The following is a 26523-nucleotide window of genomic DNA, read 5'->3' as shown; positions in this document are numbered from 1 at the left end:
GACTCGACTGCTGCTTTCGTTCTTGCGACGTTATTGCCGGCTTGATTACCCGTTATCGTTCTCAAGGGCAGCAAGCTCTTCATATACCTTCATGACCGTTTCCCATTCTTGATCGTCTTCGATGTTGACGAGGATTTCGTCCTCGCCCTCTTCTTCGACGCGGAAAATGACGCCGTCATCTTCTGGATCGTTACGGTCCAACAAAACGGCATATGCACGATCATTGGATTCGAATGTATACACGAGAACCATCTCGTGTTCGTTGCCGTCTTCGTCCGTTACGATAAATACGGCTTCGTCGTGGTCATGTTCGCAATTCTCGTCGTGGACATGATCGCTCATGGCGAACCTCCGTTCAATCGGTTGAATTTACCTACTCACGTATCGTAACATTTCCGTTATCGGGGGTCAAACGAAAAACGCCCGTTCCGGCTTGCGGGAACGGGCGTTAAGTGGATCCTCTGGATTATTTGGAAGTAATCGTCTTCTCGGCCACGACCTGGAACGAGGATTCTCCGGCGGGCTTCATCCAGAAACGGAGAGTGTACAACCCGGCAGAGTCAAAGATGTAGGAAATATCTTTCATCGTAATCCAGTAGTTGTCCTTGCCGTCCGGAAAATCGTCGTCGCCGGATTTGCGCGTCTCGACAAGCGTTTCGTCTCCGTAGGGGTCCGCGATCGTAAGCTTCAACGCGCTGATATCGACTTTTAACGAGTCGACTTGAATAAACGTATTGAATTTCACTTTCTTGCCTTGCGGAACGTCGCCGAAGATGGAACCGTCATTTTTGCTCGTAAGCATGTTGACGTTAGGCTTGTATATCACGACTTTGTTATCGTCCTTGATCACGATCGCTTGGAGCTTGTCGGATACGATGTCGGTCGAAATATACGTCTTGTTATCCACGGCAACCACGCCGGAGGACTCGGACTTCTTATTTATCCATAAGCGCAACTTCTGCGTAGCGGAATCGGCGGCATAAGCCACGCTACCGAAAATCAAACTAAAAGCTAATGTTAATAGAACGAGTTTACGGACCTTCATCATCAGCATCCTCCGTCTTCACCGACTCACTTACTTGTCTGTATTGGGTTATACCGACGGTCGAGCGGAAAGTTGCGCAGGAAATGAAAAATTTTTCATGTCGCAATCTGACGAAGTATGCGCTTGCCTGGGAAATGAAAGTTTCCATGCCTTATTGCCCGCTTGCGCTTCTTAAGGCTTGCGTCCCGGCAGCGTTAACACGCACGGTACGCCGTTGCCTGACGCTCCAGGAATTCTCATTTTCGCTAAATAGTCCAAGCCGCGTTTGCATGGCGTTTTGCAAACCGCGCACGTGTCGGACGTTACGATTTTCATTTGAGGCCGTTGTCGCTCAGAGTGTACCTTCTTTTTTTTCTTCGCCGCCTTCGCCATCGTGATCTTCCTTTCGCTTCGCGCATCGGAGAGAATAACTCCCTCACAGCCTATGCGCCAAGCGCCCATACCGCCACAATGGTCCGATAGCTTTTTTCAGTGGCCTTCTACCTTAACGAGGTAAATTATGGTACATTGGGTAAAGTGATTTACGTCAAACAATGTCATCCATGTTTAGGGGGTTTCGAATTGAAAATTCAGATGTTGGGTACGGGAAGCGCCTTCGCCAAAGCCTTCAACAACAATAACGCATTGCTTAAAGCGAATGGCCGCAACCTACTGGTCGACTGCGGGATTACCGCCCCCAAAGCGCTTCACGAGCTTGGTTACAACTTCGGCGAGATCGACGCCGTATTGCTAACGCACATCCATGCCGACCATATCGGGGGAATGGAAGAGTTCGCTTTTCAATCGAAATTCGTTTTCGGCCGCAAGCCGATCCTATATATCGCGGATACGTTAATCGATACGTTATGGGAGCATTCCTTAAGAGGAGGCCTTCAGCAAGACCCCGCCGATACGTTATCCGATTACTTCGACGTTCGTCCTCTCGCGGCGGACACGACTCATGAGCTCCTGCCCGGCTTAAGCGTAGAATTGATGCTAACTCCGCATATTCCGAACAAGCCTAGCTATTCGTTGCTGTTTAACGATACCTTTTTCTATTCTGCGGACATGGTTTTCGATCCGGACTTGCTTCATTCTCTCGTTCATGACCGGGGAGTTCAGGCGCTGTTCCACGATTGCCAGTTGCACCCTCCGGGCGTCGTACATGCGTCTTTGCCGCAGCTTTTGACTTTGCCGTTGCCCATTCAAGAGCGTACGTTCCTAATGCATTACGGGGACGACCAACCGGAGTTCGTCGGACGTACCGGAGCGATGCGATTTGTCGAACAGCATCGGGTATATGAGTGGGACGGATTAACTTTTGCCTAACGATAAGGTAAAATGGGATGTAGACAAAGCATGAAAGGACGACATCGCATTGTTAACTACGTTTATCATCGGCGGCATTATCGCGGCCCTGCTTATTTGGGTCGTACTTTGGGCCACTAAGAAAGCCTACTCCCGCAAATGGGATGAAGAAGAATAAATCGCTCCCGGGGTGACGTTCGGCCGTATGGCATGAAGTCACCCTTTTGATATACGTATCCGTTTATTCGTCTTGCCCGGGAGTATTCGTCGTATTCTCGTTCCGGCTATTCCCCCATAACGAGAACGCCGCCCAAGTAAAGCGTTTGTCGTAATTCATGGAGTCCTTCTTCACGAATCGGGCGACTGCAACCAGAACTCCTCCGATTAAGCCGAATAGCCCGACCAACCATATGAACAGCAAAACCGCTTCTCTCATGGTCCGCTCCTCCCGCTAATTACCGCTACTACCATGTGTACGTTTCCATAACGAGAAACATCACCATTCGCCGGGAATAAAGGGCACGAAAGCTAGGCGTACAATAAACTAAAATAATTTTAGGAAAAGTGTTGACTTCGCATTCCCAACTTGGTATGATATCTCTTGTCGCCGCTGAAATACGAACACTAAAACAAACATGATCTGATAGCTCAGCTGGGAGAGCACCATCTTGACAGGGTGGGGGTCACAGGTTCGATCCCTGTTCAGATCACCATACATAAGCGACCGAGAGCCTTAGAACTATAGGGCTCTCTTTTTTATTCTCTTTCCTGCGTACTTTTGACCCGGAAACTCAATCCCTGAAGCGTTCCATGAAAAGCATTAGCTTATCCTCGTAATTATCCGTTGCTCCGTAACTCTTTCCTTTCAACTATATCTCTCCCCTCCTACTCGCTTTTTGTAAAAACCCTGTACAGCTACCTTAGGTTTACTCCGCCTTTTAATTAGCACCTCTATTATCTACTTCGCATTTAATATAGGGTAGCTAAAAGAAATGAGGCGATAATGCGTGGTAAGTGTAAAAGCTATTCCCCAACCTGATTTGGTTTTGATAAGTTGGACAAGAAACCCTCTGGTTCCCGGTTCTGCTCGTAGGATTATTGCTGCTAGAGTCATCGGAAATGCTCGACCGTGTACGGCTGATTTGAAACACAATGCATTGCTTAGCACAGCCTTAGCATGCCTATTAGACCATGATGTTGGTTTCAAAATTGTGTTTAGTAAAAGGACTTCCACTATCAGCGGATTCTTATTGTTGCAACGTAATAGATAAATCCAGGTAAGATGAGATGGCGGGTATTTGTTAGATCTGCTTAATATCCGTCCCCCCCCATACAAAGCGGCGTATTCGGCTTCCCTAGAATAAAAAGCAAACCTTAAGCAAATGATTATTGATGTTGAACCCCCTCAAAGGAGACTTTCCTATGACCGAAAGAAACATCGATGATCTAGAAAATCACACTTACGAAGAACAAATTGCAGAGCTTGCGGCTGACATGGCCAATGACCCCGAACAGTCCGACAATCTTCAAGAGATTATGGAAGAAGAATTCCGGACAAATCCCGATTGAAACTCTCCCATCATAGTAATAACAAAGAGCCCGGCTAATTAAAGCTAGGCTCTTTGTTATTGATCAATTTATGAAGGAAGTTTCCAGAGTTTGTCGAATTATGACTTAAAGTATTTTAAGTAGAATAAAAATGATCAAGCGAACAAGAATTCTATTTTTTAAAATAGGAGGCACTTCATTTGAAATACATAGCAGTAACAAATGGTAATCTTGAACTCGAGTGTTCTTCATGCGGGATGAAACACATCGTCCTTAAAGGTAACTTTGCAGAAGCATCTTTTGGTTATGAGCTGTCGCCAAAGGTACTATGCAGTTGTGGCGATGACGCAGCTGCTCGAGTTGATGGGAAAGCTAAGAGAAGCGGCTTTTTAATTTTATTTTTTTTGTTTCTTCCACTTCTATTATTACTCAGCCAGATCATTCGAGCACTCCTAGGAAGCATTTCTTAATCTATCGAGAGGGCTGACTTAACTAACGTTTGATCAACAGAATACTTACGATTCAATCCTTCTTAATATTATCCGCGAAGCATTCTTCCCACGATAGACAATCGCAATCCAAGCTCTTCGCCAAGATCGTCCGCATTTTCGTCATCTGATTGATTTTCGATTCAAGCTCCTCCTGTTTCTTCCGTGCCATGACCTTCCATCGCTCAGATGGCGGAACGTTGGAATCGAATCCGTCTAGAAGTTGCTTAATCTCCTGGATTTGAAATCCGGCGCTCTGAGCAAGCTTAATCGTATCTAATCGGCCAAGAATGTCTTCCGAATACACCCTTCTGCCGCTTTGTCGCGCTGGAGGCGGAATCAAACCGATCTCTTCATAATACCGCAGAGCCGAAGTCGCAGTACCGCTCTTCTCGGCCACTTCACCAATGGATAACATTCACAAGTCCCCCTTGACTTCAAGTTAACTTGAAGTGATAAGCTTCAACAAGAATACACGAACAAACGAATTAAGACAACGGGGAGGTATTATGTTACTCATCGCTTCAATCATTTTTGTAATTACTTTGCTATTTGTTATTTGGCAGCCGAAAGGTCTGAACATCGGTTGGTCCGCGAGCGGCGGCGCCGTTTTAGCTCTCTTATGCGGAGTCGTGAACCTTCAAGATGTTTGGAACGTTACGCAGATCGTATGGAATGCGACTTTAGCTTTTGTTGCGGTAATCCTTATTTCGTTGATACTGGATGCAATCGGATTATTCGAATGGGCGGCTCTTCATATGGCCCGTTTCGCCAAAGGAAACGGAAGACGAATGTTCGTTTATGTCGTAATGCTCGGCGCAGCCGTTGCCGCCTTTTTCGCCAATGACGGCGCGGCGCTAATATTGACCCCGATCGTCCTGGCCATGGTTCGCGCGTTGAAATTCGACGAACGAATGATCATTCCGTACGTCATGGCAAGCGGGTTCATTTCCGACACCGCTTCATTGCCATTAGTCGTGAGCAATCTAGTAAACATCGTCTCATCCGACTTCTTCGGGATTGGATTCGTTGAGTATGCAAGTCGTATGATAGTCCCTACGCTCATCTCGATCGGTGCAAGCTTAATCGTTCTCTACCTCTATTTCGGCAAAAGAATCCCAGCCCAATACGATCTATCTCAATTGAAGAAACCGAACGAGGCGATAAAGGACATCCGATTGTTCAAGATCTCCTGGGTCATATTAGCGATACTTCTAGTGGCCTATTTAACAAGCGAGATCACTCGCGTTCCCGTCTCCCTCATTGCCGGAATCGCGGCTATCGTATTTATGGCTATGGCCAGAAAAAGCAAAGCGATTCATTCCTGGAAGCTTGTACGAGGAGCTCCCTGGGCAGTGGTCATCTTCTCCATCGGGATGTATGTTGTCGTATACGGGTTGCGTAACGTCGGCATGACGGGTAAGTTAAGCGACTTATTCCAGTTCGTCAGCGAGCAAGGTAATTTTCTCGCGACGATCGGCGCAGGATTTATCGCCGCAATACTGTCTTCCGTAATGAATAATATGCCTACCGTGATGATTAACGCCCTAGCCATTCAGGGAACGGATACGGATAGCATTGTTAGAGAGTCATTCATTTATGCCAATGTAATCGGCTCCGACTTGGGACCGAAAATTACCCCGATCGGTTCTCTCGCTACGCTCCTTTGGCTACATGTCTTGTCTAACAAAGGCGTTAAGATCACTTGGGGATCCTATTTCAAAACGGGAATTATCATCACGATTCCGGTTCTGCTTATTACTCTTACCGGACTGTTCTTCTGGCTCAAAATTATCGCTTAATCAATCCAACCAGCAAAGGGGCAATAATAAACGATGAATAAACCGCTTGTTTATTTCTTATGTACGGGCAATTCTTGCCGCAGTCAAATGGCGGACGGCTTTATGAACGCGATCGGTGGCGACCGTTACGAAGTTAAAAGCGCGGGATTGGAAGCTCACGGACTAAATCCGCGGGCCGTAAAAGTAATGAAGGAAGTCGGAATAGACATCAGTCGGAATACCTCGGATGTCATAGACCCGGAAATTTTGAACAAGGCTACTTATGTAATAACATTATGCGGGCATGCGGATGAACATTGTCCGATAATTATTAATCCTAATGTCGTGAAATGGCACTGGGGCTTTGATGACCCGGCCAAAGCAACCGGAACTGAAGACGAGATCATGGAGAAGTTTCGGAACGTTCGCGATGCAATTCGATCGCGGATTGAAGATTTCATTAAATCCGGGGAATAGTCGCGGCAACGTAGGGTCGAACCGGCCGTTATGGGTAAATGCGGATTATTGATTAATCTGTGCGAATGCACTGGCGGTATGTTTATCCCCACATATGATGTCTGTGTGATCAACAGTCACAAAAAAACTCTGGTGGTGATTTACATGGGCTATGGAGTTGGCGGAGTTGGCGCTGGATCCTGCGCTGGTTACGGCGGAATGCAAGCTGCTGCATTTGTACTTGTTCTTTTCATTTTGCTGGTAATCATTCTGCGTGCTGGAACTGGAATCTACTAAGATAATTCGCGTTCGCCGCTTTAGTTTTACCCCATCATGAGCCGCCTCATGATGGGGCTTTTTTTATTTGTCCGAGAGGCTAATCAAATCTTGTCTACGCCAAAGAGAACCCGGAAGCCTCTACATAATCGATACCGTTGGCCGTTATTCGGTAGAGATAGGCGATTGGATCCGTGGTCGATAAATTTTTAATAAACCCTTTATCTATCCAGTACATGAGCGCCATGTAAAAATCGTTATCCAGCATTTCCTCGTCATGGTACCGGCGCTGATGCTTCTTTTCGATAAAATGATGGTTATATAATTCCGTTAGCACCTGATTTCGGTATTCCATTCTGTTAACACCTGTCAAAACTTCACCCCCTCCACATAACAACAATTCGACAAAATCAACATTCTCCTTCGATAGTCACCTAGGCAAATGCTGATCATTGACCGATCTGTGTGAATGTACCTGTCCATCAATTTATCTTAACATAAGCTAATGTGTGATGAAATATCACAATAAATAAACGGCGGTGATTGACATGGGTTGTGAAATCAGCGGTGTTGGCTCGTGCGGCGGCTACGGCGGAATGGGAGCTGCAGCATTCGTGCTTGTGCTTTTTATTCTTTTGGTGATTATTCTTAAAGCCGGTTATTAATTTGTTGCCAACCCGTCATCTTTCATAAGAATGACGGGTTTTTACTATTCCATAAGGCGGTGTATCAGTGAATCTTTCGGTAGTCGCTTTAATCGTGCTCGTAATTTTTATCGTTTTAGTCTTCATACTTATCGGAAAAACTTTCATGGATGTGTCTAATCGACTAGGATTATGAATTCCATTTACGACCCTTATCAGGATTCCTCGCCCGTCTATCGGTGCCTCTCTATGCCAAGCTCCCACGAGCTTGGCGTTTTTTTCGTGCAACCTTTTCCAATCTCTTCGCGTCTATGGGGGTGCAAATAGGAAAACAATACAAATTGGAGGGATAATGATGAGAAAAACATGGAGCAAACCTTTTATGCTCATCTTGCTTGCTGCTATGTTCGCCTTAAGCGTCAGCAGTTCTGCATTCGCGCATGAAAATAACGGTAAGGGGAACAACGCTAAGAACTCAGGCCTGGATGCCGCAACCGCCGTCACCATGATCGTGAAAGGGCTTGATCTGAATATCGACAACCTCAGATTCATTAAGGAACCTAAAGCCAGCGATTATTATACGAAAGTGAAGGATACGTCCGCTTACGCGAAATATTTTATCATCGCCCAATACAACGGATTGGAATTACCGAAGGATATTAATCCTTCCGCCAAGGTTACGAGGGAACAATTCGCCAAATGGTTATTCGGAGCTTTAAGCCATAAGCAAGATAATGTATGGATCCAAATCTACGTTAATATCGCAGATGCCGGTCAAGTGACGAAAGGTTATATGGATAGCATCCAAAAGCTGTTGATCGCCAAAATCGCGACATTGGACGGCAAACAAAAGTTTTATCCGAAAATCCATATCACCCGCACGCAGGCGACTTCCATGATCGACAAAACGGTAAAGTACATCGCGGCGACAAAACCGACCGAACCGCAACCTGAAACACCGGTCCTTACGGACGCTAAGTTAACCGTAGAAAAAGAAACGGACGCGGTCCTAAAAGTGACCTTGTCCGCGCTTGCACCGCATCCAGGCTACGGAATCGAGATTACGGGCATTCAATTCGCGAACGGCCAGGCCATCATTCAGTACAAAGCCATACAGCCCGATCCGAACAAAATGTATGCCCAAGTGATCACCGAGCTGAAAACCGTTACTTATGTTTCGTCCGCCTTTAAGCCGGTATTGAGTCCGTTATCCGCTTCCGTCAAATAAGGGCGTAAAACAGCTCGAGGAGGCGCAAAACCATCTGCGCTGAATCCTACTGAAGCTTCTCCCATCATCGACCGCAATTTCGCGACTAAATGCTCCGCAACGGATGGATCGTACCACGAGATCCATCCGTTTTTTTCATAACGAGATTTTAAGTCAAGCGCCGCGCTTCGCTTCCCTCCGCTGCCATCGCCTCGAAAATAATCGTCTACGACGACTCTCGGAACGGCTTCCGCAAGCCGCTCGGCAAAGTCCGCCGAATGCGGTAATATCGGGGATACCGCCGCCTGGATGTCGATTCCGGCTTCTCTCAGCCGCCTTAGGGCGGACCATCTGGATGCTAGCGGCGGAGCCGACGGGGTCAGTTCTCGTCTGACTTCCTCCAGATCCGTTTCGACGGTCATGCTAACCCTCAGCTTCCCCTTCAAACGTTGCAAAACGTCGATATCTCGGGTGACCAGAGCGCTTCTCGTCTGCAGCAGCACGAACGCCGGCGGTTCGTCCGCCATCGCCTCCAATAACGCCCTCGTAACCCCGAGAGTCGCTTCCAACGGCTGATAAGGGTCCGTCGCCGACGAGAAGAACACGGTTACGGGCCCTTTTTGGTTCGCTCTGGCCAATTCGACCCTGAACTTGGAGGGATCTGCCTTCCTTGGCTCCGCCCAGCTCCCCCACGGTTGTCCGCGGAATAAACCGACCGGCATGCGGCGCACATAACAATAAGAGCAACCGAACGAACATCCCACATAAGGATTCAATGTATGAGAATACCCTTGCAAATAACCGGAGGTCGGCGTGAGCCATTTCGCGTTCCCGGTCACGGCTTCAACTCCTCCGGCTCCGGAAGGCGCCAGTCGATCTCGTCAATGCCGATTCCGTTGAGGAACTCGTTGCAGCGCGTGAACGGCTTACTCCCCCAGAACCCCCCGTAAGCGGCCAAGGGGCTCGGATGTACCGAGTTCAGCACGAAATGTCTCTCCGTATCGATGAAACGTCCTTTATCCTGCGCCGGCTTGCCCCATAACACGAATGCAATAGGCGTCTCCCGCTCGTTCAATAGGCCGACGACCCGATCGGTGAACTTCTCCCAACCTAGTTTGCGATGGGAGTTAGCCTCCCCTTCTCGGACGGTCAGAACGTTATTAAGAAGCAGAACGCCTTGTTTAGCCCAATGTTCCAAGCACCCGTCGCCGGGTACCGGGCAACCGACATCGTCGCCAAGCTCCTTGAAAATATTGCGAAGGGACGGGGGCAGTTTCACGCCAGGTTGTACGGAGAAACTTAAACCATGAGCTTGTCCGGCTCCATGATACGGATCCTGTCCTAGAATTACGACCTTCACTTTCTCGTAAGGCGTAAGCTCGAGCGCTCGGAACACTTCCGAACGCGGAGGATATACCGTCGCCTCGCGATATTCCTCTTCCACGCGAGCGATCAACTCCCGGTAATAGGTTTTCTCGCGTTCTTCTCCGAGCATGCGCCCCCATTCCCCGTCCAGCTTATCGAGTTCCATAGAACTTCCCCCCCCCCACTTCTGTACACTTATTATAACAAACACTTAATATTAACGAGAAAACAAAAAACCTCTTCGCCGCATCCGATCGAGTCGGGTGTCGCTAAAGAGGTTGCAAATTCAAAGTGGTGCCGAGAACCGGGGTCGAACCGGTACGGTAGTCACCTACCGCAGGATTTTAAGTCCTGTGCGTCTGCCAATTCCGCCATCCCGGCATAAGGGACCCCACCGGCAATGATTAATTGCGCTAAGGTAGGATATGTAATGTCGTACTATGTATTCCGTAAAGTTAGCTTGTTGAAATGGCTTGGTGGGCCTTGAGGGACTCGAACCCCCGACCAATCGGTTATGAGCCGACCGCTCTAACCAACTGAGCTAAAGGCCCCCGTCTCGGTCCAGAGAAGAGATAAGGTTGGTTGCGGGGGCAGGATTTGAACCTGCGGCCTTCGGGTTATGAGCCCGACGAGCTACCGGGCTGCTCCACCCCGCGTCGTTTTTATCAATGAAGCCTTTATTGGCGACAAGTAATAATATACTATAAATCACATCGGCACGTCAACAACTTTATTCTGTTTTTCCCTCGATTTCCGATTTTTTCTCCGTTTCGGACGTTTGCGCTTTCGCCATCTCCGCTAATTTCTGCATTAAAATGTGTTGCGGCATGTGCATGAGATGCTCGAGCGGCACCTTCATATAATCCGCTAACTTAACCGCGGTGTCCGCGGACAACGGCATTCTACGCATGAACGATTCCTCCTCTTTCGTTAACCTAGAAATCAGCTTAGCATAGGAGGGTTCCGCTTGCCAATACCGAGAGGCGAGCGTTTTTTGTTTAGGGCAAATAACGGACGCCGTATTTTCCTTTGCGGGAACGGAATACTTCGATTTCTTGCGGCACGTCTACGCCGAACACCCAACTGTCGTGCTCCATCCGTTGGACGAGACAACCCGCTTGGAATTTGCTATCGTACAGCCTTGACCAATATACCCATTTCATTGTCGATCCCTCCGCAATGTAGGATTCCAGTAAGAGCGTGGATGAACATAGGATGCGCGGCTTTGCCGATTTTGAACCCTGATTTCCGCGCAAAAAGAAACCGAACCGCTCAGGTTCGAGCGGTTCGGTCATGACACTTATATTTCCTTCTCAACCGCTTATCTTTCCTTATCAGCCCTCGCCAGCGGCTTCCATTACGGCCTGCTTATCGATGGATATACCTCCGCCGCCGCCATAGACATCGTCGAAGATGCCATCGATTGGCCCTTTCGGATTCGCCTTGATTTTTTGAAGCAGGTCGTTTCCTTTCGTTTCCCATTGCGCAAGCGCTTCTTTCACCGATTTCTTGCCTTGGATGACATCCGAGTAAGCTCTCGAGCCTAGCTCCGTAACCTTATCCAAATTCGGTTTTTCGCGATACAGCTTCTGTTCGGCCGCGGACGATTGCAACAAAGGAGCCGGCTTCATCGTCATAAACGCGTTCAGGTTATAGCTCATTCCTTCCCGAACCTTCACGAACTCTTTGCGCGCGGACATCTCGTACGTGCTGCGGGACTTAAGCTTCGCCCATTCCTTGCCGTTCATGAACTTAACGAATTCCCATGCGTCATCGGGGTTCGCTGCATTGGCGTTGATACCGGCAAGGTTATTCAGATAAATATTTCCGCCGATGCCTTCATGACCCGGATGGAAAGGCACCGTTACGACGTCCCAATCCAATTTATTGATTTTGAGTTTATCGGCGTTATCGTTCAATTGTTGGATCTGGTTAATCATATCGTAATTTCCGATCGTCATGGCTACTTTGTTGTTCAAGAACAATTGGCCTTGGAACGGATTGCGGATCGAATCTTTCGCCGGTTCTTCGTACATCGCTTGCATGTCTTCTTGGTGCGGGGTTACGTGATCCTTGTACAGATCCGTAACCGACTTCCATACCGCTTCCCATTGCGGGGTATTCACGGTCATCGTCTCGCCTTTCGCGTCGAACATTTTCAATTGAAGCGGGGCCGCGAAGTTCTGGACATCCCAAAAGTTATCGCCCGCTCCCCATTGATTGAAGGTGAAGCCGAAGACGGAGTCTTTGCCGCTTCCGGATTTCATCCGTTTCGCGAGATTAAAGACGTCGTCCCAACTCATGCCGTCTTTCGGGAATTCTACGCCCTGCTTCGTAAATAGCGTCTTGTTATAGAACAAGGCAGCAGGCGTAAACGTCGGCGTCAAGCCGTAGATGAAGTTGTTTCCTTGATCTTTAATGCCCTCTATAACCGTCGGAACGAAATCGTTTACGTCGATTTTGTCTTCCTTAAGCAAAGGATCAAGCTGCTTGAGCAAGTTCTCGTTAACCAATTGGCCGAGCATGCCCAAGTCGAAGATCATGACGTCCACCGGATTCGTGCCGGTCATGATCGCCTTCACTTTCTCCAACGGATCCGGCTGTTCTTGCTGTTTGGATTGATCCTCGAACTGTTGTTCCGAATAATCGATCGCCGGCACGATTTCGATCTCGATATTGCTGTCGTGAGTTATTTCGAAAATGTCGGTAAATTGTTGGCGGAACCACGAATCGTCCTGTTTGGTACCATACATCGTGCCGATGCGAAGCGTTCGTTTGACGTCGGCGTCTTTCCCCTTGCTCGTGCTGCAAGCCGCCAATGTTGGAATCAATAAAGATAAAGTAAGTCCGGTTAGCACCCATTTGCGTGCGCGTTTCGATGTCTTGATCATGCGGTTTGATCCCCTTCCAATGATTTCGGTTTCGTAATGACGATCTTGTCGCCGTCGAACTCCATAGTCGCCTTGTCTCCGATAGATAGAGCCTGCAAGTATTCCTTAGGAATCTGCAGTCGACCAACCCGGTCTACGACGATGTAAGCTTCGTGAATTTCTTCCGCGCTTTGCCCCTCGGACAACGGAAGAGACAGATCGAGGTTCGGATTGCGTTTAATGAACTCCGTGCTCGTCAAACCGTCCCGTATCGCGACGACCCGATCCACCTTGCCGGCAAGCGACAAATCATGCGTAACGATCACGATCGTAAGCCCTAATTCCTTGTTGAACTTGCGGAAAATATCCATAATGACGTCCGATGTGCGGGAATCGACGGATCCCGTCGGTTCGTCCGCGAGCAGCAGCTGCGGCCGGTTCGCGAGCGAGATGGCGATGGCCACCCGCTGCTGCTCCCCGCCCGACAGCTGTTGAAGCTTGTTGTGCATTCTTTCCTTAAGCCCGACCCATTCCAACAATTGCTTGGCGTAAGCCCGGTCCAGCTTCCCGGAGAACATCATTGGCATCTCGACGTTTTCTAGCGCCGTCAAGAACGGCAGCAAGTTTCGCGCGTTGTTCTGCCAGATGAAGCCGACCGTATCCCGTTTGTACTTCACGAGATCTTCGTCGTCCACCTTGAGAAGATTCCATGGGCCTACCTGTACTTGACCCGCGGAAGGACGGTCCAGACCTCCAAGAATGTTCAAGAGAGTCGATTTCCCGCTTCCGCTGTTGCCAATGATCGCCATCATTTCGCCCGGCTTGACGCTAAGGTTCAATCCTTGGAGGGCGACGACTTCCAGATCGTCGGCTTTGTAAATTTTGACGAGCCCTTCGCATTGAATCATCGTTTACCGCTCCTCTCCGAGCTTGACGGCCTGATGAACCTTCAGCCGCCGAATATGCGTGATGAGAAGCGCGACGCCTATGCTCATCATGACCGCAACGACGATATACAGCCTCATCGTATCCGATGCCGCGAAAACGACCCGGAATGGCGGCACTTGGTTCGCGGAATTATCCGTGGTCTGCAGGAACGGCAGAAACAGAATGCTCGTGAGCTTTCCGATGCCGATCCCGAGGCCGATCGACAATCCCGCCGTAAATACTTGCTCCAGCAGCAGCATGCCGGTCAACTGCTTGCGCGAAAGTCCCATCGCCCGCAATATCCCGATCTGCACGACCCTCCGCGAGAGATTGAAAAACCAGAACAACACGTAACCCGACAACGAGACGATGATCGTGACCAGGAAGCCTAAGCTCAGAATGCCGAACACGCCTCCCCGGGCAGGGTGCTTGCTTTGCGTAACGAGCTCGCTGCGCATGTCGTCGATGGAAGCCAGTTCGATCCCTTTATCCTGCAACACAGGGATGATCGGCGCGGTTTTGGCGTCGGGGTCCATTTTCAACCATACGTCGTAAGGAATTAGCGGCACCTGATCGTAGATGTAATCCAGGTTGGCGATCAGGAAAGGCGCTTGATCCGGATACAAGCTAGGCCAGTAAGGCAAAATGTCGAGAATGACGAAATCGATTTTCTGATCTTGAATGACCGTCGATACGCTATCCCCGCGTTTCAAGTCGAACTTTTTGGCTACGTTGGACGAAATAAGCGCGCCTTCCGGCACCTGACCCATCCAGGCCAAATATTTGTAAGGATTGATGGTGTACATATCTTTGCGCAGCCATCCGACCCGGGCGAAGTCGACGTTGTCGATGCCCATGATCGTCGTTTGTCCCGCCGTCTTGCCGGATATCGTCAAGCTGCTCTTCGTCTGCAGCACCCTGGCAGCTTGCTTCACTCCGGGCAAAGTACGGAAAATCTCGAACGGAGGTTCGTTGTAATTAATCTTCGTCGGAGTCGGATTCGATCCTTGACCTCCGCCGGAGCCTCCCGAACCGCCGCTGCCGGAACCACCGCCGCCGGAACCGCCTTGCGACTTTTTCGGGGCCTTAAATTCCGCATTGCCTTCCCATACGGTTTTGACGACGACGTCGGATCCGTATTTGTACATGATCCTCTCCTCCGAATTCAAACCGATCGTACGGGCGGCCGAAGAGTTGTATACGCCGAGCCCGAGCGTAAGGATGAGCAAGATCATGAGCGGATAATACGATTTGGACGAACGTGATAATTGCGTGAGCGTCAGATAGAACGGTACGGGCAAAATCTTTTTCCAGATCAAGTTAAACAGCTTCAACAGTAACGGGAACAGCCTTAGGAAAACTAGCCCCCCTGCGAAAATGCTGATCGCCGGCACGAAGAACAGGAACGGCTGAACGTTTAGCTGATCCGTCGTTACGCCTGTCTGGAACGAAACCATCTGGCGTTCGTTGAACAAATACCAGCCGTAACCCGCAACTCCGAGTAACGCTACGTCGAGAAACCATTTCTGCCAGAACGGCTGACGGTCTCCCCGGGCCATCTGCCGCTTGTAATCCACGATGGAAGTTCGCGTGAACACGAGGGCGGGAATGACCGCCGCTCCGATCGCCACGATGACCGCGGCGACTCCCGCCAATACGCTGTCCGTCGAGAAGCCGACGGGAATCGCCTTACGGTCGACGAATTCGAGGAAGCCGCTCGCCGAACCGATGCTCTTGGCCATGAACCAGCCTATGAACGGCCCGACCAACAATGCGACGATTCCGAGCAAGGCACCTTCCAGCAAGAACAGCAGGAATACCTGCCTCGTGCTCGCTCCGCGGCTTCGAAGCACCGCGATATCGGAGCGTTGCTTCTCGAGCGCTTGCTGCGTATTCATCGTAATGAAGTAAAATACCATCGCGATCATAGGCGCCGCCAAAGTGAACAACAGCGTCTGAAGCTGAATGCTGCTTCTCCGGAATTCGCTGAGCATATCGGCGAACGAAAGCTCGAGATGCGTGTCTTTCAGCTTCTTGTAAACCTCGATATCGACGCGGTTCAATTTGTTGGTGAGCGGAGTCAACTGACTCGTCTTGATCTCCCGCAAATCGTAGGCCGAATACCAAGCCGCCATCTGTACCGGAATATGTTGCTTCACCGCCAGATCCTCGACGAATGCGTTATCCGCGATGTACAGATTGTTCATGATGCCTTCCAGCCCTTGGTACCAATAATCGCTGTTGTCGTCGATTGCCTTGAAGGAGCCGACGATCTGAACCCTAAGCGTCAGGTCCAAGCCTCCATATATCGGGTAGAGCAACACGTCTCCGACATGGAGGTCGTTGCGGAACATCGCCTCTTCCATCATGACCGCTTGGAGCGTACCGTCCGATTCGGCCCGGTCGGCGAACCACTTGCCGCCCGCCACTTCGACCTGATCCTTCAGACCGCTGTATGCGGATAACGTAAGCTTGCGAGTACGGCTCGCGTCGACCTTCTTCGGGTCCTCGGGAGACACTTCGCCGCTGCGCAACGACAAACTGCGTTGGCTTACTTGAACAGGGAACCCGATGTTGGACGGAACTTCCTCGCCGATATACTTATCGACTTCCTTGAAGCTGTCCATGTCCGTCTTCCCGTCCGTTGATTGGTACCGAATCAGCAACGATCCCGCAGGGAGTCCTTCGCTATTGTCCTTCAGCGACTGGGAGACGACGCGCTTCAAGGCGCCGTCCGCGTACATCGGAATGCTCGTCGTGAAAGCTACCGCGACGAGCAATCCGGCAAGCGTGCTTAGCGTCATCCAACGGGTGTTCCACATTTTGCGGAAGAGAAACCGAATAAGTGCATTCATCGTTTAACGACCTACGACTTTCTGCCCCGGCGTCAATCCGCTCACGATTTCCGCGTCCGTCGAAGTTTGCTGTCCGACCTCCACGTCCACTTCGCGCTTAGTTCCGTCGGCTTCGACGACCTGAACATACGTGCGGGCACCGATCGTACGCAGCGCGGCTAACGGAATAACGGTCGCGTTTTCTTTACGGTTCACGACGATGGAAACCGACAGCGGCGTGCCTCTCGTAACCGTCTTCGGCAAGTTGGCTACTTCGACCAGCAAGTATTTGTTGAGGCTTTCGACGGCGCTGCCGCCTTGACCGTTGCCGTTTCCATTTCCGTTTCCGTTCTGGTTGTCGGATGGAATGGGAAGTTGCTTGATAGTGCCTTTGAGTTGCCCGGCGTTATTAATATCGACGCGAACTTCCATGCCGAGGGCGATTTTCTCCAGATCGTCTTTGGACAAAGTAGCGGCTGCGATTAAGCTGCTCGGGTTGGCGACGACGCAGATCGTGTCGTATGCTTTGATCGAAGCCCCTTCCTGGACGGACACGGACGCGATCGTACCCGAGAACGGCGCGGTCAATACGGCTTTGTTGATATCTTCCTGCATATCGACCAGCACTTGCTTCGATTCCTCGAAGCTCAGCATTTGCTGCTCGAACTCGATCGGATCCATCTCGTCGCGTTTGCGAAGCGTATCCTTCATCGCCAGTTCCGTTTTCTTGAAAGCAAGCGTCTGGTTCTTTAAAGTTTTCTTCATATCGTCGACGTCGAGCTCGGCGATCGCCTGACCCGCTTCGACCTTGTCACCGGTTTGTATGTATAATTTCTTCAGGCGCTTGCCTTCCAGCGTAAAGTATAACGTTTTTTCTTGCGTGGACATCATCCTACCCGAGCCTTGTACCGTCGTTTCTAACGTCTTCGTCGTCACGTCGTATTTGGGCTTCTCCGAAATTTTCGGCAATTGAATCGCGGACAAGTCCTCTTCCACCGGTTCGCTCGGAAGCATGCTGCAGCCGGCAAGCGCGAAGGAAAGCACTAGCGAGGCCGCCGCTACCGAAGTTTTGCGGCGTTTTCGTTTGAGCGCTTCCCGTTTACTTTCCGACGAATACGCCATCCACCATTTCATAGACATGGTCTGCTACCTCCATAATTGTTGGATCATGTGTCGTCATGCAGATCGACACGTTCTCGGTCGCGACGATTTCCTTGAACACTTGCATGACCTGCGCGGCCATCTGGCTGTCCAATTCCGCCGTCGGCTCATCCGCGAGCAGCAAGCTGGGTTTGTGGGCAATCGCCTTTGCGATCGCGACCCTCTGTTGCTCTCCTCCGGACAACTCGAAAGGACGGTGATGCATCCTCTTCGATAAGCCGACCAGATCGAGACAGGAAATAATTCTTGCCTTCCATTCCCCCCGGGGCGTATTCGCCATCCGAAGAGACAATTCGACATTCTCGTAAGCGGACAATAGAGGCATCAAGGCATAGGCTTGGAAAATAAACCCGATATCCTTTCGGCGCACTTCGGTGCGCTTGTCGTCGTCCCATTTGTGAAACGGTCGGCCTTTGAAGTGAATTTCGCCCTCCGTCGGCGTATCCAGCCCGCCCATTAAATTCATCAACGTCGTCTTGCCGGAGCCCGATCTCCCCCTGAGCATGACCAGTTGCTGCGGATACAGGTCAAGATTGATGCCCTTAAGCACGCGGATTTTCTGGCTGCCGACATCGAAGGAACGTTCCACGTTGCTAACGGTCAACAACGGCTCCGACCGGATTTCTCTCTTATCCGAATCCGCATTCCGCTCCGCGGCTTCCTTATCGTCCGGGGCCTTCTCCGCCGTAGAGCCTCGACCCAACCATGACAACATGTCATTTCCTCCTTTTCCAATCTATTCATTGATTATAACGAGGCTTTGTAAAGAAAAGTTACGGAAAAATGAAACCTTTATCATTTTTTTAGAAGAAAACTCATAAAACAAAAGCGTTACTTCGACAACGGGTTTCGACATTTCACCATTTTTTCGTTCAGCCCTTTATAAGCACCGCCTCTTTTGTGTATTATTAGAAGATATACTTGCTACTGTGAGGAAGGTTGGTCCGCTTGGAAACAAAGACGTCGTCATCGAACTTTATCAAGAACATCGTAGCCGAGGATCTCTCGTCGGGAAAAGTGAAGGAAGTCATCACCCGCTTCCCCCCCGAGCCTAACGGTTACCTGCATATCGGCCATGCCAAATCGATCTGCCTGAACTTCGAGCTCGCCGACGAATTCAAGGGCAAGACGAATCTGCGGTTCGACGATACGAACCCTGTCAAAGAAGACGTAGAGTACGTCGAATCCATCAAACAAGACGTGCAATGGCTCGGCTTCGAGTGGGACGGACTGTTCTTCGCTTCGGACTATTTCGGAGAAATGTACGAAAGGGCATTGTTGCTCATTCGCAAAGGGTTGGCTTACGTGGACGATCAGACCGCCGACCAAATCCGCGAGACGAGAGGAACGCTGACCGCTCCCGGACAAGAAAGTCCATACCGGAACAGGACGGTCGAGGAAAATCTCGATTTGTTCGGCAGAATGAAGGATGGTGAATTCGCGGACGGACAGAAGGTGCTGCGCGCCAAGATCGACATGGCTTCGCCTAACGTCAACTTGCGCGATCCGATCCTTTACCGCGTCGTCCACGCGTTTCATCACAACACCGGAGACAAATGGTGCATCTATCCGATGTACGCCTTCGCCCATCCGCTGGAAGACGCGATCGAGGGCGTCACGCATTCGATCTGCACGCTCGAATTCGAAGATCAACGTCCGTTCTACGACTGGGTAATCCGCGAGAGCGAAATGAAGTGGGTTCCTCGCCAATACGAATTCGCCCGTCTGAATCTAACGAACACCGTCATGAGCAAAAGAAAACTGAAACAACTCGTGGACGAAAAAGCGGTGGACGGTTGGGACGATCCGCGCATGCCGACGATCTCCGGACTTCGGCGCAAAGGCTATACGCCCGAAGCGATCCGGGCTTTCTGCCGGGAGATCGGCGTCGCGAAGAGCTACGGCATCGTCGACGAACGGATGCTGGAGCATTTCATCCGCGAGGATCTGAAGCTTAAAGCGCTTCGTACGATGGCCGTGCTGCAACCGCTCAAGGTCGTCATCACGAACTATCCCGAAGGTCAAGTCGAATGGCTGGACGCCGAGAACAATTCCGAGAACCCGGACATGGGACATCGTCAAATTCCGTTCTCCAGGGAAATCTACATCGAGCGCGACGATTTCATGGATAATCCTCCGCCGAAATATTTCCGCCTGTTCCCGGGCAACGAAGTGCGCTTGAAACACGCATACTTCATTAAGTGCGAGGAAGTCGTTCTCGACTCGGAAGGAAATGTCGTCGAGCTTCGCTGCACCTACGATCCAGAGACGAAGAGCGGCTCCGGTTTTGCCGGGCGCAAAGTCAAAGGCACGATCCATTGGGTCGAAGCGACGCATGCCGTCCCTGCTCAATTCCGTCTCTACGAGCCGCTGATTACCGATGAGGAGGAAGAAGAAGGTCAATCGTTCCTCGACCATCTCAACCCGAACTCGCTTGAAACGCTCGAAGGCTTCGTCGAGCAAGGAATGAAAGAATCCGTCGGCGGAGACAAGTATCAATTTTTCCGTCATGGGTATTTTAACGTTGATCCTAAAGATTCGACGGCCGGGCATCCGGTATTTAACCGGATCGTTTCGTTAAAGAGCTCGTTCACGGTTTAATCGTTTCATAAGAGCTCCTGCACCCTGAATCGGGGAGTGCGGGAGCCTTTTGCTTAAGAGGAGGCTTACTTAGTGAATATCAATTTAACGCGGGGCATGGGCAGTGCCGGTATTGGACTGCTTCTCCTGTTCGCCGTCGGATGCGGCAATGGAAACAACGGAAACACGGCTTCGGGTACGACATCCCCGCCCCCCGCTACTTCCGCGTCTCCTTCGGCATCCGCATCGTCCCCCTCTTCGACTCCCGCCGAGTCTCCTTCCTCGCCGGTTGAAGCGGATGTGATCGGCGCAACGATCAAAGCGATGACTCTGGAACAAAAAATCGGGCAAATGTTGCTCGTCGGCGTCGAAGGAACTTCAATTGACGATTCCGCGAAAAAAATGTTAACCGAACAATTCGTCGGAGGCGTTATTTTTTATAAAAATAATTTCTCCGATCTCGAAGGCTCCGTACGTTTCGTTAACGACCTCAAAAAGGCGAATTTCAGCAATCCCGCTCCCCTCTTCATTAGCGTCGATCAAGAAGGAGGCAAAGTGAGCCGTTTGCCGAAGGAATTCGTCGCCATGCCCGACGCGGCGAAGGTCGGCAAGACTGGAAAACCGGAATTGGCCGAGCAAATGGGGGCACTGCTAGCGCAACAATTGAAGCTCGTAGGATTTAACGTGGATTTCGCGCCCGTGCTGGATATAAACAGCAATCCTAAAAACCCCGTCATCGGCACTCGATCGTTCGGGAATAAAGCTGACCTGGTCACCAAGATGGGAATCGCCGAAATGAACGGTTTGCGCGATGGAGGCACAGTCGCCGTAGTTAAGCATTTTCCCGGCCACGGAGACACTTCCGTCGACTCCCATCTGGATTTGCCCGTCGTCAACAAAACGACCGAACAATTGAAGAAGCTGGAATGGATCCCCTTCCAGGCTGCGATCGACGATAAAGCGGATGCCGTCATGGTCGCGCATATCTTATTCCCGAAAATCGATCCGAATGCCCCCGCCTCCTTCTCCAAGAAGATCATCGGCGATCAGCTTCGCGGAACGCTCGGCTATGACGGCGTCGTCATTACCGACGACATGACGATGGGCGCTATCGCCGACCACTACGGCATAGCGGACTCCGCGGTGAAATCCATCGAGGCGGGCAGCGACATTATCCTCGTGGCACATGGTTACGATACGGAGAAAAAGGTGTACGACAAGTTGCTTCAAGCGGTCAAGTCCGGTCAAATAGATGAGTCTCGGATCGACCAGAGCGTTCGGCGCATTCTTGCGTTGAAAAATAAATACAGGCTATCCGATATGCCCGTTCCGATTCCGAGCGTCGACGATTTGCCGAACTCCGACATTCGCGATTGGCTCGCGCAATTGAAGTAACTTTACGGGCAGACCCGGTCTCGTCTTCTGTGCGCCCATTATCCCTCTCGCTCAGGTCCGCGATTGGCAACGCTTCGGAAGTCCTATGGCCATTATCCCCGTGGCTCAGTTTCGTTGATAAGCCTATAACCGTATTGCTATCGCCATTATCCCGCTCGCTCAGGTCGATTGTGGTTACATCGGGCAGGGGACTTTACGATGAATAACAGAACCCTCCTGAACGACGGGGATAATGGACATAGCGATTCGAAAAGAGAGGATCAACGAGTCACCCTGAGCAAAGGGGATAATGGATATAGCGATTCGAAAAGAGAGGATCAACGAGTCACCCTGAGCGAAGGGGATTATGGACATAGCGATTCGAAAAGAGAGGATCAGCGAGTCACCCTGAGCGAAGGGGATTATGGACATAGATAGCGAAAAGGGGCTGACGCAAACGCGATTATCGCGTCAAGACAGCCCCTCTTTTTACATGTCTATCGAACTTCCACTTTCCCATTACGATAGATCATAGCCGCAACCAGGAAAGCGACGGCTCCCCATGCGCCTAATATACCGATCCCCATCCAAAACTCTCCCGTACCGATTCCGTTGCCGTATACCATTCCATCCCTCATTCCGTTGACGAAATACGTGAGAGGCAGCACTTTCGACACCGGTTGCAGCCAATCGGGAAAACCGTTCGTCGGGAAAAATATCCCGCTTAGGAACATCATCAGGAAACTCGCGATGTTCGCCACTCCCATGTAAGCTTCCAAAGTTTTGCTGAATGACGAGAATAAATAGCCAAGCGCATTAAATGCTAGAGCTCCTACGAAAAATGCGATTACGAGCGTCGGGATGTCGACGTGAAGATGTGCCCCGAAACCGAATATTCCGATTGCCGATAAAATGCAGATTTGCACGAAGGCGAGGACGAAACGTACGAGCATCCCTGCGACACCGTACAGCCCCATTTTCACCGGAGTTAGTCTCAACCTTCTAAGCAGCCCTTTTCGCCGCATCTCCACCATTTCCACCATGCCGAACAATCCGCCTTGCGCGATCGATAACGCGATCATACCCGTCATGAGGAAGTCCACATAGCTTAAATCATCGTTTCCGTTGGAGATAGAATCCATATTTAACTTAAAGGTCGGTTGAACGCCGGCAACGGAGAAATTCGTTTGTTGGATGAACTGGTCCAGTATGCCCGATATGGCTTGCGTAGTGGCACTCTTCTCGTTTTCTTTATTTACGATCAGTTTGACTGCCGTCGCGTCCTCCGTCGCGGGAAGCACGATTACCGCCTCGACGTCTTTATCCTTGATCCAGGTATCCGCCTGCTCCTGGCTGACCGGCTGATCCGACTTCCACTTGAACACCGGAACCTGGCGAAGATGATCCTCCAACATGTCGGCCGTAGCGTTCGCGCTCGGCTTGACGACGGCGATATCCGCCTTGAATTCCTTACTGCCGCCGCCCCCGAATATGATCATGAACAGCACCATCAAAATAATAGGGAAAAATAAATTCCAGAACCAAACCTGTTTCTCTCGAAACATCATCTTGATCTGCGCTCCGAACAGCTTGCCTAGCTGCTTGCTCTTGCTCATCTTAATCCCTCCATTCCTTGCCGGTGAAGGCGATGAATACGTCTTCCAAGCTCATTTCCCGAATCGATACCTGTTCCACTCTATAACCTTGCTCCTTCGTAAATCCGAACAAGCCATACAGCGTTTCCTCGGGCTGAACCGACCAAAGCTTTAATGAAGAGCCTTCCCGAAGCGTCCGAACGACGGTCGACTCTCCCATCGCCATCCGTTCCGTTTCCTTAGCCGCTTCTTCCCCATCCTGGAACGTCAGACGTACTTCTCGTTCTTTAGTAAGCCGCTCAATTAACGCGGCAGGGGTATCCAACGTCACGATACGCCCTTGATCTACGATGCATACCCGATCGCTCAGCTTCTCCGCTTCTTCCATGTAATGCGTCGTCAAGATCGTCGTCTTGCCAAGCTCCTTCAGTTTGAGAACGATGTCCCATATATTGCGGCGAGCTTGAGGGTCCAAACCCGTAGTCGGTTCATCCAAGAAAATAATACTGGGATCGCTGATCATCGCGAGCCCGATCGCAAGCCTTTGACGCTGTCCTCCGGAAAGCGACTTCACTCTCTTGCTCCGATGGTCGCTTAAGTTGATCATCTCCAGCACTTCTTCCGTACTCTTAGGCTTAGGATAGAAAGAAGCGAACAGCTCCAAATTTTCTTTCACCGTCAGCAAGTCGAACATCGCGCCAGACTGAGGTTGAACGCCGATCATGAGCTTAATGGCAAACGCGTCTTTATCCCAAGTTAACCCCGCGATGGAAATCGACCCTCCATCCGGCGGTTGCAAACCTTCGACCATCTCGAGAGTCGTCGTTTTCCCGGCGCCGTTGGGACCGATAATCGTGAACACCTCGCCCGCCTCGACGGAAAAGCTGATTCCGTCCACCGCTTTAACCGTTCCGAAAGATTTCTTCAAGTTTCTCGCTTCTAATAAGGACATAAATTCCTCTCCTTTATTTTCCAGACCTGACTTAACAATCACATTGTAACCGAAGAGGCTTAAAGCCTCGACGGTCTTGCGCATGCTTTTCGCCTCGGTCTTAAGACCGAGAGATGTCGGAAAATAATATAAGAGGCCATCCCTGCTGCAGTGACGCTGCGGGATAACCTCTTAATTCTTACATAAATCTATTTTTTGTATCTGTAGTTGTTCTCGGCTCTCAATCGCTCTTTCATGATACGCTCGCGCTCGAACGTTCGAGCAATGTCCTCGTTGATTCGCGATGCGCATGACGGACATAGATGACCCTTCCGGATCTCGGAAGAACAAAGGTCGCATTGATCCGTCAGGTTAGGATAATCGTATATTTTGAGTTTGCCTTTTCTGATCCATGATCGGACTTTCTGGACGGACAACGAAACGCCGGCAGCCAATTGTTGGGTTGTTGCCATACGGTCTCGCAGCAAGTACTTTTCGATTGCCGACATTTGATCGTCCACGAGAATAGAGCAGTTAGTACAAAGGTTACGAACGTTTTTCTGAAAAACATTGCCGCATTCCGGGCAGTGGGCCACTAATAGTTCATATGACATAAGAAGACCCCTTCTCTGGTTCCATTGCACCAATATTAGCATAGGTCTTCGAATATTTCATTATAATTTATACATTAAAAAACCGTCCCCTGTTACGAGAACGGTCTTATTATTGGCCTTACTGCCTTACTTACCGAAAGCTAGAGGATCTTCTCGCCATGATTGCAAGAGGCTAACGTCGGAAGCGCTGATTGCCCCTCTGCGAAGAGCTTCGTCGACCAGAGCCGAGTAATTGGACAACGTCCGCAGCTCGATTCCTTCTTCCCGGAACGCTTCCTCCGCTTTGGCGAATTGGTAGGTGAATATCGCCAGAACGCTCTGAACGTCTCCTCCTGCTTCGATGACCGCAAGTGCCGCCTTGAGCGAGCTGCCGCCCGTAGAAATCAAGTCCTCGATCACGACGACTTTCTGTCCTTCTTTGATAAGCCCCTCGATTTGGTTTTGTTTCCCGTGACCTTTGGCCTTATCGCGAATGTAAGCCATAGGGAGGTTGAGCTTTTGCGCGACCCAGGCAGCATGGGGAATACCCGCCGTTGCGGTTCCCGCTATGACTTCGGTATCGGGGAAATGCTCGCGAATTACGGCAGCGAAGCCTTCGGCGATCGCATCGCGGATAGCCGGGAAGCTCATCGTCAGGCGGTTGTCGCAATAAATGGGGGAAATGATACCGGAAGTCCAAGTAAAGGGCTCGTTAGGCCTAAGATTTACCGCTCCGATCTCCAATAGGTTGCCAGCGATCTCGGCCGGCAATTGTTCCAAGCTTAATTTACTCATTATTCGGTCATCTCCTTCAAAATATTATCCAGCGCTGTCGCCGGGTCGTTCGCCGCGGTAATCGGACGCCCGATAACGAGATAGTCGGTGCCGATTCCGACCGCTTCGCTCGGCGTCGTGATACGGGTTTGATCGCCTGCGTCGGAGCCTTTGGGGCGTATGCCGGGCGTAACCGTTATAAACCCGGTTCCGCATGCAGCTTTGATCGCCGCGACCTCAAGAGGGGATGCGACGACGCCTTGAAGCCCGGCTTCTTTCGCCAGTCCGGCATATCGTACGACTGCTTGTTCTATCGAACCTGCAATGCCGATCTGCTCGTTCAATACGAATTGACTCGTGCTCGTCAGCTGCGTAACGGCGATTACGATCGGAGCTTGTTGCGCTCCCCCTGCTTCAACCGCTTCCCGTACGCCTTCCGCAGCCGCCCTCATCATCGCGAGGCCGCCAGCTCCATGAACATTAAACAGGTCCACGCCCAGCCGCGTAATACTGCGAGCACCGCCTCGGACGGTGTTCGGAATATCATGCATCTTCAAGTCGAGGAAAATACGGAATCCGCGAGATTTCAGTTCGCGAACGATGGATGGCCCGGCGGCGAAGAACAGCTCCATGCCTACCTTCACCCAAATCCCCGACCCTTGAAGTCGATCGGCAAGCGCCAACGCCGCGGCGGCATCGGGCTTGTCAAGCGCAACCATAATTTTGCTAGCGGCTTCTACGCGACTCAATACTGACATGGTTTTGCCTCCTATCGGTTCATGTTCAT

Annotated in this window: 27 protein-coding genes and 4 tRNA genes; 9 read left to right on the top strand and 22 right to left on the bottom strand. The window is 50.6% G+C overall.

The features are described from left to right. Positions 1-45 precede the first annotated feature (45 nt). Both D7Z26_RS08970 and D7Z26_RS08965 read right to left on the bottom strand, forming a co-directional pair. Positions 46-342 (bottom strand): DUF1292 domain-containing protein, encoded by a 297-nt coding sequence (locus D7Z26_RS08970; protein ID WP_120975975.1) that lies wholly within the window; start codon positions 340-342, stop codon positions 46-48. Between the two features lie 124 nt (positions 343-466). Then, on the bottom strand, positions 467-1045 hold the full coding sequence (locus tag D7Z26_RS08965) for a copper amine oxidase (RefSeq protein WP_147423842.1): 579 nt from the start codon (positions 1043-1045) through the stop codon (positions 467-469). Between the two features lie 561 nt (positions 1046-1606). On the opposite strand from D7Z26_RS08965, the gene D7Z26_RS08955 reads away from it, so the two are divergent. Continuing rightward, complete coding sequence (locus D7Z26_RS08955; protein WP_456064393.1) at positions 1607-2353, top strand: MBL fold metallo-hydrolase; 747 nt, start codon at positions 1607-1609, stop codon at positions 2351-2353. Between the two features lie 220 nt (positions 2354-2573). On the opposite strand, the gene D7Z26_RS08950 is transcribed toward D7Z26_RS08955, so the two are convergent. Beyond that, complete coding sequence (locus D7Z26_RS08950; protein WP_120975969.1) at positions 2574-2768, bottom strand: hypothetical protein; 195 nt, start codon at positions 2766-2768, stop codon at positions 2574-2576. Positions 2769-2969: 201 nt separating this feature from the next. Between D7Z26_RS08950 and D7Z26_RS08945 the strand changes: the two genes are divergently transcribed. The 3 genes from D7Z26_RS08945 to D7Z26_RS08935 all read left to right on the top strand — a co-directional run bounded on the left by D7Z26_RS08945 (position 2970) and on the right by D7Z26_RS08935 (position 4350). Beyond that, a tRNA-Val gene (locus D7Z26_RS08945) sits at positions 2970-3045 on the top strand. Positions 3046-3754: 709 nt separating this feature from the next. Then, positions 3755-3901 carry a hypothetical protein gene (locus D7Z26_RS27285; protein ID WP_158602251.1) on the top strand — a complete coding sequence of 49 codons (147 nt, stop codon included), beginning with the start codon at positions 3755-3757 and terminating at the stop codon, positions 3899-3901. A gap of 179 nt (positions 3902-4080) precedes the next feature. Then, complete coding sequence (locus tag D7Z26_RS08935; protein ID WP_120975965.1) at positions 4081-4350, top strand: hypothetical protein; 270 nt, start codon at positions 4081-4083, stop codon at positions 4348-4350. 52 nt (positions 4351-4402) lie between these two features. Here the strand turns inward: D7Z26_RS08935 and D7Z26_RS08930 are convergent, their stop codons facing one another. Then, positions 4403-4786, bottom strand: a complete 384-nt coding sequence (locus D7Z26_RS08930; RefSeq protein ID WP_120975963.1) for a MerR family transcriptional regulator — start codon at positions 4784-4786, stop codon at positions 4403-4405. 91 nt (positions 4787-4877) lie between these two features. Between D7Z26_RS08930 and D7Z26_RS08925 the strand changes: the two genes are divergently transcribed. Continuing rightward, complete coding sequence (locus D7Z26_RS08925) at positions 4878-6170, top strand: arsenic transporter (RefSeq protein ID WP_120975961.1); 1293 nt, start codon at positions 4878-4880, stop codon at positions 6168-6170. 33 nt (positions 6171-6203) lie between these two features. Continuing rightward, positions 6204-6626, top strand: a complete 423-nt coding sequence (gene arsC / locus D7Z26_RS08920) for an arsenate reductase (thioredoxin) (RefSeq protein WP_120975959.1) — start codon at positions 6204-6206, stop codon at positions 6624-6626. Positions 6627-6996: 370 nt separating this feature from the next. Here arsC and D7Z26_RS08910 read toward each other — a convergent pair whose 3' ends face one another. Further along, positions 6997-7236, bottom strand: coding sequence for a hypothetical protein (locus D7Z26_RS08910; protein WP_120975955.1), 240 nt, complete (start codon positions 7234-7236; stop codon positions 6997-6999). Between the two features lie 644 nt (positions 7237-7880). Between D7Z26_RS08910 and D7Z26_RS08900 the strand changes: the two genes are divergently transcribed. After that, the gene (locus D7Z26_RS08900; RefSeq protein WP_120975951.1) at positions 7881-8753 is read left to right on the top strand and encodes a protease complex subunit PrcB family protein; all 873 of its coding nucleotides are present in this window, start codon (positions 7881-7883) and stop codon (positions 8751-8753) included. Here D7Z26_RS08900 and D7Z26_RS08895 read toward each other — a convergent pair. From D7Z26_RS08895 to D7Z26_RS08840, 12 genes are all read right to left on the bottom strand, one after another. Continuing rightward, the gene (locus D7Z26_RS08895; protein WP_120975949.1) at positions 8696-9571 is read right to left on the bottom strand and encodes an SPL family radical SAM protein; all 876 of its coding nucleotides are present in this window, start codon (positions 9569-9571) and stop codon (positions 8696-8698) included. The two genes, D7Z26_RS08900 and D7Z26_RS08895, sit on opposite strands and share 58 nt — an antisense overlap. After that, complete coding sequence (locus D7Z26_RS08890; protein WP_120975947.1) at positions 9568-10263, bottom strand: uracil-DNA glycosylase; 696 nt, start codon at positions 10261-10263, stop codon at positions 9568-9570. The genes D7Z26_RS08895 and D7Z26_RS08890 overlap by 4 nt, the downstream gene beginning before the upstream one ends. Before the next feature lie 126 nt (positions 10264-10389). Further along, positions 10390-10478, bottom strand: a tRNA-Leu gene (locus D7Z26_RS08885). 93 nt (positions 10479-10571) lie between these two features. Beyond that, positions 10572-10648 (bottom strand) — tRNA-Ile (locus D7Z26_RS08880). Between the two features lie 28 nt (positions 10649-10676). Next, positions 10677-10753, bottom strand: a tRNA-Met gene (locus D7Z26_RS08875). 74 nt (positions 10754-10827) lie between these two features. Then, complete coding sequence (locus D7Z26_RS08870; RefSeq protein WP_120975945.1) at positions 10828-11007, bottom strand: YycC family protein; 180 nt, start codon at positions 11005-11007, stop codon at positions 10828-10830. 88 nt (positions 11008-11095) lie between these two features. Then, the gene (locus D7Z26_RS27450; RefSeq protein ID WP_199731684.1) at positions 11096-11260 is read right to left on the bottom strand and encodes a hypothetical protein; all 165 of its coding nucleotides are present in this window, start codon (positions 11258-11260) and stop codon (positions 11096-11098) included. Positions 11261-11431: 171 nt separating this feature from the next. Further along, a complete protein-coding gene (locus tag D7Z26_RS08860; protein WP_120975941.1) occupies positions 11432-12988 on the bottom strand; it encodes an ABC transporter substrate-binding protein in 1557 nt (518 codons plus the stop codon). Further along, positions 12985-13875 (bottom strand): ATP-binding cassette domain-containing protein, encoded by an 891-nt coding sequence (locus tag D7Z26_RS08855; protein WP_120975939.1) that lies wholly within the window; start codon positions 13873-13875, stop codon positions 12985-12987. The genes D7Z26_RS08860 and D7Z26_RS08855 overlap by 4 nt, the downstream gene beginning before the upstream one ends. Positions 13876-13878: 3 nt before the next feature. Beyond that, positions 13879-16749, bottom strand: a complete 2871-nt coding sequence (locus tag D7Z26_RS08850; RefSeq protein ID WP_120975938.1) for an ABC transporter permease — start codon at positions 16747-16749, stop codon at positions 13879-13881. Between the two features lie 3 nt (positions 16750-16752). Further along, a complete protein-coding gene (locus tag D7Z26_RS08845) occupies positions 16753-17868 on the bottom strand; it encodes an efflux RND transporter periplasmic adaptor subunit (protein WP_199731683.1) in 1116 nt (371 codons plus the stop codon). Further along, a complete protein-coding gene (locus D7Z26_RS08840) occupies positions 17828-18604 on the bottom strand; it encodes an ABC transporter ATP-binding protein (protein WP_120975936.1) in 777 nt (258 codons plus the stop codon). Before D7Z26_RS08840 ends, D7Z26_RS08845 begins: the two co-directional genes overlap by 41 nt. 233 nt (positions 18605-18837) lie before the next feature. On the opposite strand from D7Z26_RS08840, the gene D7Z26_RS08835 reads away from it, so the two are divergent. Together D7Z26_RS08835 and nagZ are read left to right on the top strand one after the other, a co-directional pair. Next, the gene (locus D7Z26_RS08835; protein WP_120975934.1) at positions 18838-20490 is read left to right on the top strand and encodes a glutamine--tRNA ligase/YqeY domain fusion protein; all 1653 of its coding nucleotides are present in this window, start codon (positions 18838-18840) and stop codon (positions 20488-20490) included. Between the two features lie 72 nt (positions 20491-20562). Next, positions 20563-21864 (top strand): beta-N-acetylhexosaminidase, encoded by a 1302-nt coding sequence (gene nagZ, locus D7Z26_RS08830; RefSeq protein ID WP_233566736.1) that lies wholly within the window; start codon positions 20563-20565, stop codon positions 21862-21864. Between the two features lie 476 nt (positions 21865-22340). Here the strand turns inward: nagZ and D7Z26_RS08820 are convergent, their stop codons facing one another. From D7Z26_RS08820 to pyrF, 5 genes are all read right to left on the bottom strand, one after another. Further along, positions 22341-23459, bottom strand: coding sequence for an ABC transporter permease (locus D7Z26_RS08820; RefSeq protein ID WP_120975930.1), 1119 nt, complete (start codon positions 23457-23459; stop codon positions 22341-22343). A 1-nt stretch (position 23460) separates the two neighbouring features. After that, positions 23461-24390, bottom strand: coding sequence for an ABC transporter ATP-binding protein (locus tag D7Z26_RS08815; RefSeq protein ID WP_120976543.1), 930 nt, complete (start codon positions 24388-24390; stop codon positions 23461-23463). Between the two features lie 188 nt (positions 24391-24578). Further along, positions 24579-24983 (bottom strand): hypothetical protein, encoded by a 405-nt coding sequence (locus D7Z26_RS08810; RefSeq protein WP_147423841.1) that lies wholly within the window; start codon positions 24981-24983, stop codon positions 24579-24581. 126 nt (positions 24984-25109) lie between these two features. Beyond that, the gene (gene pyrE, locus D7Z26_RS08805; RefSeq protein ID WP_120975926.1) at positions 25110-25757 is read right to left on the bottom strand and encodes an orotate phosphoribosyltransferase; all 648 of its coding nucleotides are present in this window, start codon (positions 25755-25757) and stop codon (positions 25110-25112) included. Beyond that, entirely contained in the window at positions 25757-26494 is a 738-nt protein-coding gene (gene pyrF, locus D7Z26_RS08800; RefSeq protein WP_120975924.1) for an orotidine-5'-phosphate decarboxylase, read from the bottom strand. The genes pyrE and pyrF overlap by 1 nt, the downstream gene beginning before the upstream one ends. Positions 26495-26523 lie beyond the last annotated feature (29 nt).

Source organism: Cohnella endophytica (genome assembly GCF_003628305.1).
Taxonomy (GTDB): Bacteria; Bacillota; Bacilli; order Paenibacillales; family Paenibacillaceae; genus Cohnella; species Cohnella endophytica.
Note: the sequence above shows the minus strand (reverse complement) of the source record. Positions and strands in the feature narration are given on the sequence as shown.